The 11,193-nt window shown below is 44.1% G+C and carries 9 protein-coding genes; 7 read left to right on the plus strand and 2 right to left on the minus strand.

The features are described from left to right. Positions 1-4: 4 nt before the first annotated feature. Together rpe and EII14_RS07445 are read right to left on the minus strand one after the other, a co-directional pair. Entirely contained in the window at positions 5-652 is a 648-nt protein-coding gene (gene rpe / locus EII14_RS07440) for a ribulose-phosphate 3-epimerase (RefSeq protein WP_124931912.1), read from the minus strand. A gap of 55 nt (positions 653-707) precedes the next feature. Continuing rightward, positions 708-2,384 (minus strand): hypothetical protein, encoded by a 1,677-nt coding sequence (locus EII14_RS07445; RefSeq protein WP_124931913.1) that lies wholly within the window; start codon positions 2,382-2,384, stop codon positions 708-710. 1,076 nt (positions 2,385-3,460) lie between these two features. Between EII14_RS07445 and lepA the strand changes: the two genes are divergently transcribed. The 7 genes from lepA (at position 3,461) to era (ending at position 10,673) form a co-directional block, all read left to right on the plus strand. Then, positions 3,461-5,242, plus strand: coding sequence for a translation elongation factor 4 (gene lepA, locus EII14_RS07450; protein WP_124931914.1), 1,782 nt, complete (start codon positions 3,461-3,463; stop codon positions 5,240-5,242). A gap of 76 nt (positions 5,243-5,318) precedes the next feature. After that, positions 5,319-6,338, plus strand: coding sequence for a phenylalanine--tRNA ligase subunit alpha (gene pheS / locus EII14_RS07455; protein ID WP_124931915.1), 1,020 nt, complete (start codon positions 5,319-5,321; stop codon positions 6,336-6,338). Between the two features lie 71 nt (positions 6,339-6,409). Then, entirely contained in the window at positions 6,410-7,558 is a 1,149-nt protein-coding gene (locus EII14_RS07460; protein WP_158608352.1) for a mechanosensitive ion channel family protein, read from the plus strand. Between the two features lie 38 nt (positions 7,559-7,596). Continuing rightward, a complete protein-coding gene (locus EII14_RS07465; RefSeq protein WP_124931917.1) occupies positions 7,597-8,181 on the plus strand; it encodes a DUF177 domain-containing protein in 585 nt (194 codons plus the stop codon). Positions 8,182-8,305: 124 nt separating this feature from the next. Beyond that, on the plus strand, positions 8,306-8,494 hold the full coding sequence (gene rpmF, locus EII14_RS07470) for a 50S ribosomal protein L32 (RefSeq protein WP_124931918.1): 189 nt from the start codon (positions 8,306-8,308) through the stop codon (positions 8,492-8,494). Between the two features lie 213 nt (positions 8,495-8,707). Then, entirely contained in the window at positions 8,708-9,706 is a 999-nt protein-coding gene (locus EII14_RS07475; RefSeq protein ID WP_124931919.1) for a beta-ketoacyl-ACP synthase III, read from the plus strand. 85 nt (positions 9,707-9,791) lie between these two features. Further along, entirely contained in the window at positions 9,792-10,673 is an 882-nt protein-coding gene (era, locus tag EII14_RS07480; RefSeq protein ID WP_124931920.1) for a GTPase Era, read from the plus strand. The last annotated feature ends 520 nt before the right edge of the window (positions 10,674-11,193 follow it).

The raw sequence follows: 11,193 nt of genomic DNA on the forward strand, positions 1-11,193 counted from the left end.
AGACTTACAGATTTCGAAGTGCAATAATTTCGGCTTTGGGATCGGCGGCATTGAACACGGCACTGCCTGCCACGAGCACATCGGCTCCGGCTTCAACGAGCAAACGTCCGGTTTCGCGATTGACGCCACCATCCACTTCTATCAATGCCTTAGAGTTGTTGCGCTCCAACAGCTGTTTGAGTTTACGAGTTTTTTCCACCATCGAAGGAATAAACTTTTGTCCGCCAAATCCGGGATTTACGCTCATGAGCATCACCAAATCCAAATCGGAAGCAATTTCTTCGAGCACATCAACCGGTGTATGGGGGTTGAGCGTAACGCCGGCCATCATGCCTTCATCCTTAATCGCTTGTATCACACGATGCAGATGGATGCAGGCTTCGTAATGAACATTCATGACTGCGGCACCGAGAGCTTTGACTTCCTTGATGAATTTTTCGGGTTGCACGATCATGAGGTGGACATCAAGAGGCTTTCGGGCATGCTTGGCCATGGCGGCCATGACAGGAAAGCCGAAACTGATATTGGGAACGAAAACACCATCCATCACATCGAGGTGAAACCAATCGCATTCACTCTCATTCAGCATTTCAACATCGCGCTGCAAATTGCCGAAATCGGCACTTAACAGCGAGGGAGAAACCATTGCCATATTTAGTATATTGTAGTTATATTTTTATTGTTTGAAAACGAGATCATAGAAAAGATTACGACGGAGGTTGCTCGTCGCGCAATTTTTGAATGTAGGCCAATTCCGTCAAGGCATATTCCTCGCTCCCCGGATCGTCCAGCAGCTCTTGAAACAGTTGTTCGGCTTCGTCCAATCTGTGTTGTCCGATGAGCACATAGCCTTTACGGCGTTCTAAAAACTTAATGAAACTCCTTAGGCGATCTTGATTTTCTTCCTCATCATCTTGTTCGAGAGAGATTTGCAAATTGCGCATCAACCCTTCGATGACATGGAGTGCACGAAAGTCTTCGGAATTGACCAGACAGTTCACATAAGCCGAAGTGTACCGCAAATTATTTTGAGAGAAGGCGGCATCCAAAAAGAAATAAGCACGCTGATAGCAATGCAGTTCTTCGTAACATCGTCCGATGTAGTAGCAAAGTTCATAAAAACGATCGCGCCCCTTCTTGTCTAAATAATGAAAATGACCGTTGAGAGCCTTGTAAGCATTTTCCAAATAGGCCAAGGCGTCGTAAAAGCGAAGACTCTCGAAAAAACGCCGCCCCCAATAGAGGGAGTAGCCCACATTAGGCCATTTGCAGAAACTCAAAAAAAGTTGCTCTTCCGACAGCTTTCGTCCATTGTCAATGGCATCTTGAAGCTCCCGCCATTGATATTCAAATTCGGCCTCTCGATGATGAATGTCGCCGCTGTCGCAGGCAATAAGAAAACTGCGCACACCGTCTTTTGTGTTGGCTTTTATCGATTGTGAGTGCGTTGGCGAAACGGGGTGCTGAGGCTCCACAAAAGTAAGACGCATGTACAATACGCCTTCGGCCTCGTCTTCGGCATGCAAGTGAATCAGATATTCCTGCATGGTTTCAGACGCAAAGGAGGCTTCGAGGATCAAGGTGGCTGTTTCACGAACGAAAAGTGCAGTTTCATCTTCCGCTTTGCGAATAAGGACATCGGTCAGATCAAAATTCGCCACTTCCGATACGTCTGTCAATATTTTCTGTTTTTCCGTGATAATCCTCAATCTGCCAATCTTATAAGATTTTCCTTCAAAGAGGGTTTCCAGCAATCGGCCTATCGTTTGATGTTCGGTTTCGTTTGCACTCCACCTGAACTTCATCTGTTGATGTGTCCACTCCGTTTGGCGAGCCAAAAACATCTCTCGCTTGGTCATCGCATTGTTTTCCTCCAAGTTCTGAATGTCGTGCTCTTGTATCGAGTCATAAATCTGTCGAAAGACACGCGCAGCTTCAAAGCATTGAGAAAGCGTCAAAACAAACTCTTCATCTTGTTGGGGCGAGGAGGAAGTAAGTCTGAAGCTCGACATGATATGCAAGTGTATGTGATGTTGCTTCTCATCCAAGCTGTATACCGCTTTGAACTCTCCGTAGTGTTGGTTGAACTCATTGCAGGCATAGCGCACATTGTCAAGATGCCCCATTGGAGCTTCGAGAAAAAACAAGAAGTGGATTCGTACAAAAGAACGCCCCTCACGTGCCAAAAGATGGAAATCTCCATGCTGATAAGTGAAATGATAGTCCTTTTCTCCGCTGTCTTCATTGACTGTTTGCATCGTCCAATCAATATGAGAAGAAGAGAAAATCTGCCGCAAAACGACATGGGTATCAATAGACACCTCCGTCGATTGTGTTCGACGGCCTTTCCTGTTCAGCCATTCAAATATAGTTTTTAGGTTCATGAATTTCAATCGTGTCAAGACATTGCGCAAAGCAAATTCTTTCGTATCAACAGCAAAGGTACAAAAAAAACGGATATTTTTCAAGTCACATTAAAAAACCTCTTAAACTCTTTATTTTTTTCTGACAAAAAGATTTGGGCACACAGATGAAACAAGTTAAAAGAAAAGTAGAACAAAAATAAGATTTCATTCTATTTGTCATATCTTTATGATATTGCATTTCAAAAAACATTTCTCGAAATCATCTCTCAACTATCTTTTTGTTGTCGCAAGCACCAATGCTCCTTTCTGTTTCTTTCCGAGAGAGAAGATCGCATGCCCCCAAAGCGATTGCTCTTTACTTCGCTGCTTATTACTTCTTGCTTCTTGCTTTCTTCTCTCTACCTCTAAGCTCGTTTTTTCTACCTCCAATGCCGTAATTTCTATCTCCAACCTTGTCTTTACCCCCTACCTCGTTCGTCATCATTCCGAGTAAGAAAGTACAACAACGCTCTTACTCCTTCATAAACTGATCTTTCAAACCTATACATGTCTTTTCTTTCTTTTTTCCTACATATCCTACACTTCCCCATGCATTCCTCTGATTATAAGCAAATTATCAATGTATACAAGAAGAAGAAAACCTACACTGAAACCACGTAAACGACAGAGCATCAAGCATTATATCCTACACTCGATATTTGCTCGATCTTTTCAATCTCCGTAATCTCTGCTCAACAACAGCTTCTCGCACATAAGACAACGATGTAGGAAAATGTAAAAGATGTAAACAAAAAAAGCGACATCCTACATTCGTTTCAATCGAAAAAACAAACACTTACAACGAGAATGTATAAAATGTAAACAAAAAAAGAGAATACGGTGGATAATGGTATAAAAAGCCCTTATCAAGCCTTGTCTGTTCGATTTCAAACAGACAAAACGGTTTTGTGAATATCTTTTGCAAAGCTATCAAAGGACTGATTTGCTGCAAAAGAAAAAAAACAGTAACTTTGCAAACGATTTTAACGCAGTTCCTCTACGGCCGCGTTTACAATACATTCAACTCCTTTTCTTCCACAAGCACAGCATTCCACATGAAGCATATTCGCAATTTTTGTATTATTGCTCACATCGATCACGGCAAAAGCACTCTCGCCGATCGTTTGCTCGAACGAACTTCGACAGTGAAAGTCACGGCAGGACAAATGCTTGACGACATGGATCTCGAAAAGGAACGAGGCATAACGATCAAGAGCCATGCTATCCAAATGAATTATCGGCTCGATGAAAAAGAATATGTACTGAATCTCATCGACACGCCGGGACACGTGGACTTTGCCTACGAAGTGAGTAGATCTATCGCAGCCTGTGAAGGGTGCCTGCTCGTCGTTGATTCAACGCAAGGCGTGCAAGCACAGACCATCTCCAATTTATATATGGCTATTGAGCACGACTTGGAAATCATACCCGTACTCAACAAGTGCGACATGCCCAACTCTATGCCGGAAGAGGTTGAAGATGAGATTATTGAGCTGATTGGTTGTAAGCGCGAAGACATCATTAGAGCTTCCGGAAAAACAGGAGAGGGAGTTGACGATATTCTTCGAGCCGTCATTGAGCGCATCCCTTCGCCCGTGGGGGATCCCGAAGCGCCGCTACAAGCTCTCATCTTCGACTCCGTTTTCAACAGTTATCGTGGAATTATCGCCTATTTTAAGATCGTGAACGGTTCGATCAGAAGCGGTCAGAATGTGCTTTTTGTGAATACCGGAAGGCAGTATAAAGCGGATGAAATCGGTGTTTTGAAAATGGAGCTTTCCCCTCGCAACGAACTGCATTGCGGAGACGTAGGCTACATCGTCAGTGGCATCAAAACGGCAACGGAAGTGAAAGTCGGTGACACGCTTACAAGCCTTGAAAATCCCTGTAAAGAAGCCATTGCCGGTTTTGAGGAAGTAAAGCCCATGGTTTTTGCAGGAGTCTATCCGATAGAAACAGAAGACTTTGAGATGCTCCGTGCATCGCTCGAAAAACTCCAATTAAACGACGCCTCTCTATCTTTTCAACCCGAATCTTCGGTAGCCTTGGGCTTTGGCTTTCGCTGTGGCTTTTTGGGGCTTCTTCACATGGAAATTGTACAAGAGCGTCTTGATCGTGAGTTCAATATGAACGTGATTACCACCGTTCCCAACGTAAGTTATAAGATTTACGATAAGCACATGGAGATGAAAGAGGTACACAATCCGGCAGGAATGCCGGACGCAATGGAAATTGATCATATTGAAGAGCCCTATATCCGTGCCTCCATCATCACGCGTACCGACTACATCGGCAATATCATGTCGTTGTGTTTAGGCAAACGCGGTGAGCTGATCAAACAAGAATATGTTTCGGGCGATCGTGTCGAATTGCACTATGACATGCCTTTGGCCGAAATCGTTATCGACTTCTACGACAAACTCAAATCCATTTCCAAAGGCTATGCCTCTTTTGACTATCACCCGATAGAGTTTCGCACATCCAGACTGGTCAAACTCGACATTCTTCTCAACGGAGAGCCGGTTGACGCTCTTTCGACACTGACTCATTTCGACAACTCCGAGCGCTTCGGACGTCGTATGTGCGAAAAACTAAAAGAACTGTTACCTCGTCAACAATTTGACATCGCCATACAAGCTGCCATCGGTGCCAAGATCATTGCTCGCGAAACGGTGAAACAGCTTCGCAAAGATGTGACGGCAAAATGTTATGGCGGTGACGTAAGCCGTAAACGAAAACTGCTCGAAAAACAAAAGCGAGGTAAAAAGAAAATGAAAGAAATCGGTAACGTACAGGTGCCGCAAAAAGCATTCCTCGCTGTGCTTAAACTCGACTGACAATTAGTTGCTCTTTCGGCAACATCTCAAATAACACCTTATCCCAACCGGACGAAACAAACGCATCTATATTATCATGATTGAAAAAATCAAACAAATTCTCGCCGAAGTTCCTGCGCTTTCCGTAGAAAATGAAGCGCAGCTTGAAGAACTTCGACTGAAATACCTTAGCAAAAAAGGCCTCGTCAATCAGCTGATGGCCGATTTTCGCAATGTTGCCGCCGATCAAAAGCGAGAAGTAGGTATGCGTATCAATGAACTCAAAGACGCTCTTCAAAATCGCTTCAAAGATCTCAAAGCCCAACTCGCAACAGGAGAAGAAGATCACAGCGGACTTGACCTCACACGTACTCCCTACCCCATTTCGCTCGGCACACGCCACCCCCTCTCCATTGTCACCAAGGAAATCATAGATATATTTTCGCGTTTGGGCTTTTCATTGGCAGACGGGCCTGAGGTAGAAGATGATTGGCACGTGTTCGGTTCCATGAACTTTGCCGACGACCACCCTGCACGCGACATGCAAGACACCTTTTTCATTGAGAGTCATCCCGATGTCATCTTACGCACACATACGTCAAGCGTTCAGAGCCGTGTCATGGAAACGACTCAGCCGCCCATTCGCGTCATTTGTCCCGGCCGCGTTTATCGTAACGAAGCCATTTCGGCACGTGCCCACTGCTTCTTTCACCAAGTTGAAGGGCTCTATATAGACAAAGACGTGTCGTTTACGGATCTCAAACAAGTGCTACTCACTTTTGCGCGCGAGATGTTTGGTGCAGACACCCGAATACGTCTTCGCCCCTCTTACTTTCCTTTCACGGAGCCTTCGGCAGAAATGGATATTTCGTGCAATATCTGTGGCGATAAAGGATGTAGTTTTTGCAAACATACCGGCTGGGTGGAAATTCTTGGTTGCGGCATGGTGGATCCGGCCGTACTCGAAGCCAACGGGATAGACTCATCTGTCTACAAAGGATATGCTTTTGGTATGGGGGTAGAACGCATCACCAACTTGAAGTATCAAGTGAAAGATTTGCGTATGTTCTCGGAAAATGACATTCGTTTCCTTGATCAGTTCATGGCCGCTCATTAATTTTTACAACTCAAAAGATACACATGCTCTTGTGCCTGTACAGCAGACACAAGAGTTTTTATATTTTCAATATGATTTATATACGTCAGTTGATAGAATCTTTTCTGTCTGAACACTTCCGGCTTTCCGCGGCAGGTCAAATCGGAATTACCTCTTTTCTGTTGGTCTTTTCTCTTGTGCTGATTTCCTTTGCCGTTGTCCTGCTCTTTCTGCGGCTCATCGTGCCTCTTATCAGATGGGGCACCAAACGAACGACAAATTTAATTGATGATATTCTTCTTAATCCCAAAGTATTGACGGCATTTGGCTGGTGCATTCCTTTCTTTATTTTCGATGCACATATTTCCGACTGCTTCCCTTCGGCTTCGCCTCGTATGCTGCTCCGCGGTATACATATCATCGTTAATATCTACGGTCTGATCGCTATTATTTTATTTATTGCGGAAGTGATCAATATCGCTCATCTTTTTCTGTCAGAAAGCAAACGCTATAAAGACTATCATCTTGGCGGAATATTCCAAGCCTTCAAAATCATCATATATTGTGTCGGCGGCATCATACTTATAGCCATGCTGATCGGACAATCTCCGCTCAATATTCTCACCGGACTGGGAGCTTCCGCCGCTATCATCATGCTTGTGTTTAAGGATCCGATCCTTGGCTTTTTGGCCTCAATACAGCTCACGTCCAATCGGATGCTGAAAAAAGAGGATTGGGTGGCCATTGAAAAAATGGGGATCAATGGGAAAGTTGAAGAAGTCAGTCTTACCACCGTTAAAATTCGCAATTTCGACAACTCCATCTCCACGGTGCCTCCTTATACGCTCGTAAGCGATTCTTTTCAAAATTGGAGTGAAATGCAACAAATCGGAGCGCGCCGCGTGAAGCGAAGCTTGTACATTGACATCCACAGCATACAGCCCTGTACGGACGAAAACGGCAATGACACAACCAACCTTTCTCTTTTTCGCCGCCATGTCGAAAAAATGATCGACGACAATCCGCTTGTCATAAAGGAACTCAATCACCTCGTGCGCCAACTCGCTCCTACACCCCATGGGCTACCGATAGAAGTTTGGTTTTATCTTTCAGAAACCGACTTTCAAGTGTACGAAAATCTTGCGGCAGAATTTATGGAAAGGCTGATCGCTTCTCTTCCGCTTTTCAATTTGCGTTGCTATCAAGCCTTATCCAGCTTTGATGTGATGCAACAAAAGTGACTTACTTCTTCCGCTAAAACACGCTTTTACGCCTCTTATTGATAAAAGAAGAGGAAGAAAAGAAAAAGAAAAATGATTTTTTTCCACTTTTTCTGAAACACAGTCTTTTCTATTCACAAAAAAGGCGTAAATTTGCAGTCGATATGTCCAATATAGACTCCTATATTATAAATCTGCGTGATGCACAACACAAAGATATTGCGTTGCATTTCAAACTTGACAATGATTTCTTTGAATCAATCGGTCAAGAAGAATTTCTTGGTGGAGCATTTCAGGTAGATTTGAACATTGCGTATGGAGCTGGTGATACCTTTACTTTCCGTTACACATTCGAAGGACATGTGGAGGTTCCTTGTGATCGTTGTCTGGAAAAGGTGAGTCTTAATCTCTCTTTTCAAGAAACAATACAAATTGGATATGGCGATGAAGATAATAATGATGGAGATGCAACTGTCATTCCCTTCTCTCAGCTAACCTATGATACGGCGATGGATATGTATGAGCTGATCGTACTTAACCTTCCTCTCCAACGCATTCACCTTGCGGGAGGTTGTAATGCCGACATGCTTAGCCGCTTCTCCATGGAGGAGGATTCCGAAGACGGTGAGATCAACTTCAATTGAAAACAAGAATCCGAGCACAATTGAGCCCTATGATATTGAGGGCAACAAGTTGGCGTTTTTTAATGTGTCTTGCGATTTTTGAACCATCCACGATATTCGTACATTTTATAAATAAGATAAGAAAATGGCACATCCTAAAAGAAGACAATCTAAAACCCGTACCCTCAAACGTCGCACTCATGACAAGGCCGTTGCCCCAACGTTGGCCAAATGCGCTAACTGCGGTGCGTTCCACATCTACCACACCGTATGCCCTTCTTGCGGTTACTATCGCGGAAAACTGGCTGTCGTAAAGGAAGAGGTGGCAGAGTAATTCTTAGAAACAAGTATATGCGGTTGGAAGCCATCAAAATCGGCTGAAAACCGCATAATTTTTACAACGGTAAATTCCGGATACCGGCATCGGCCAAATAGGAAGATTGCCCGATTCGTTTCGCCTCTTGGCTTGATTACCGATCGCGGTCATTAGCTCTTTTTCATGCCAACGACAAAATCCGGAAAAACACAATCCTATCCTCATAAACTAATGGAAAAAATCAATGCTGTCATCACCGGCGTCGGTGGTTTCGTACCCGAATATGTCCTGAATAACGAAGAGTTGTCACGCATGGTCGACACCAACGACGAATGGATTATGACCCGTATCGGCATTAAAGAACGCCGTATCCTCAATGAAGAAGGTCTTGGAACAAGCTATATGGCGCGCAAAGCCGTGAAGCAACTTCTCGAGAAAACAGGAACAGATCCTCTCGAAATCGACTGTCTGATTATGGCTACAACCACTCCCGACTTTCCAATTCCCAGCACCGCAAGCATCGTGGTTGGGCGCACCGGGATGAAAAATGCCTTTTGTGTCGATTTGAATGCAGCCTGCTCCGGCTTTCTCTTCTCTATGGATATGGCAGCTTCAATGATACAAAGCGGTCGTTACAAGAAAGTGATTGTCTGTGGCGGTGATAAATTATCGAGCATCACCGACTACACCGATCGTGCCACTTGCCCGATCTTTGGTGACGGTGCAGGTGCCGTTTTGGTGGAAGGAACTACCGAAGATTTCGGTTGGAAAGATAGTTATCTCAGAACCGACGGAAAAGGCCTCCCCTACCTCTGTCTTAAAGGCGGCGGTTCGGCTTGCCCCTCTTCCTATTTCACTATTGACCACCGCATGCATACCATTCACCAAGAAGGACGAACGGTCTACAAGTTTGCGGTTACCAATATGAGTGACTCGTGTGCCCTCATTGCAGAACGCAACGGCTTGAACAATGAAAATATTACTTGGGTATTACCTCACCAAGCCAATGTGCGCATCATTGAAGCCGTGGCAAATCGACTCAATATGCCAATGGAGAAAGTAATGCTCAATATACAGCGATACGGAAACACTTCTGCCGGAACTCTCCCCCTCGCTCTTTGGGATTACGAAAAGCAACTCAAAAAGGGAGACAATATCATTCTAACCGCCTTCGGTGGTGGTTTTACATGGGGAGCTGCCTATATGAAATGGGGCTACGACGGCCAATAACCATATCACGTTAAATAAGAACAACCAATAGGCGGCCTTCGGTTTCTCTATCAAGTCCCGAAGGCCGCTTAAAATTTTTCTCTTTATGCACAAAGCTGGTTTTGTCAATATCGTCGGTAATCCCAATGTCGGCAAATCAACGTTGATGAATCTTTTGGTTGGAGAACGCATTTCCATCGCAACTTTTAAGGCACAAACCACCCGCCATCGCATCATGGGCATTATCAATAGCGAAGAGGCGCAAATTGTCTTTTCCGATACTCCCGGTGTACTCAAACCCAACTATAAGTTGCAGGAATCCATGTTGGCCTTTTCGGAAGGAGCTCTACAAGATGCCGATGTGTTGCTCTATGTTACCGATGTTGTTGAAAAAGTCGATAAAAACGCAGATTTTATTGGCAAAGTGAAGCGCATGCAAGTTCCCATTCTTTTGCTGATCAACAAGATTGATCTTTCCGATCAATCTACGGTAGAACGTCTGATCGAAGAATGGAAAGAAGTGCTTCCACAGGCGGAGGTTTTTCCGATTTCGGCACAAGCCAAATTCAATGTAGACAATGTTCTCAACCGTATCAAGCAGTTATTACCGGAATCTCCCCCCTATTTCGACAAAGATCAGTGGACGGATAAACCTGCTCGTTTTTTTGTAACCGAGATCATTCGTGAAAAGATTCTGCTCTATTATGACAAGGAAATTCCTTATGCCGTAGAGGTGGCTGTTGAAGAGTTTAAGGAGAGCGAACGAAATATACATATTCGCACTATTATCTATGTAGAAAGGGATAGTCAAAAAGGAATCATTATCGGACATAAAGGCGTCGCATTGAAAAAAGTATCTTCTGAGGCTCGAAAAACATTGGAAAAATTTTTCCAAAAAAGTATCTATCTTGAAGTTTTTGTCAAAGTAGATAAAGATTGGCGTCACAATGATCGCCGACTGGAAGCTTTTGGTTATCGCCTTGATTAAAAACTTAATGTTATCGCTCATTCCTCCTCTATTGCATAATACTCCAAAGGTTTTAGTTGGTGCTCGACCGGCTAAATCCTTTTGCTTGATGAGAAATTCTTTTTATTGTTGTCCGATAAACTTTGGAACGGCATAACTTTCTTTCCCGAAGCTCTGTATAATGGTACTTCGGGATTTCTTTTTCAGAAAGCGAGCCTCTCCTAATCAAATAAAGATGCTGCCGGTGCTTTTCCATGAAACCGACGAAACGGGATAGCAAGTTCGCAGCAAAAACACCTCAATCTCCTCCGCGATGTACTCAAATGCACTTTTGGGTGCACATCAAACGTGTTTTTAAGGGAGAAATGGCTCTTTATGTGGTTCATCCGACATTCCGCGTGATGGAAGCGTGGTAGTGTCCGAAAAAGTGTGTAAGATTCTCCTCCCTCTTCCCCGCTTGGGGTACCCCAAGCGGGGGAGGAAATTTGTGGTGTCGATTTTATGATTATCGTTTTATCTTATCGTCCATCCTCTGAAATAG

The organism is Alloprevotella sp. OH1205_COT-284 (assembly GCF_003859795.1).
Classification (GTDB): Bacteria; Bacteroidota; Bacteroidia; order Bacteroidales; family Bacteroidaceae; genus Alloprevotella.

What these genes read in the sequence shown, in the direction of transcription:
- lepA (WP_124931914.1), top strand. Translation starts at nt 3,461, where the DNA reads ATGAAGCATATTCGCAATTTTTGTATTATTGCTCACATCGATCACGGC.
- EII14_RS07445 (WP_124931913.1), bottom strand. Translation starts at nt 2,384, where the DNA reads ATGAACCTAAAAACTATATTTGAATGGCTGAACAGGAAAGGCCGTCGA.
- rpe (WP_124931912.1), bottom strand. Translation starts at nt 652, where the DNA reads ATGGCAATGGTTTCTCCCTCGCTGTTAAGTGCCGATTTCGGCAATTTG.
- EII14_RS07460 (WP_158608352.1), top strand. Translation starts at nt 6,410, where the DNA reads ATGATTTATATACGTCAGTTGATAGAATCTTTTCTGTCTGAACACTTC.
- pheS (WP_124931915.1), top strand. Translation starts at nt 5,319, where the DNA reads ATGATTGAAAAAATCAAACAAATTCTCGCCGAAGTTCCTGCGCTTTCC.
- rpmF (WP_124931918.1), top strand. Translation starts at nt 8,306, where the DNA reads ATGGCACATCCTAAAAGAAGACAATCTAAAACCCGTACCCTCAAACGT.
- era (WP_124931920.1), top strand. Translation starts at nt 9,792, where the DNA reads ATGCACAAAGCTGGTTTTGTCAATATCGTCGGTAATCCCAATGTCGGC.
- EII14_RS07475 (WP_124931919.1), top strand. Translation starts at nt 8,708, where the DNA reads ATGGAAAAAATCAATGCTGTCATCACCGGCGTCGGTGGTTTCGTACCC.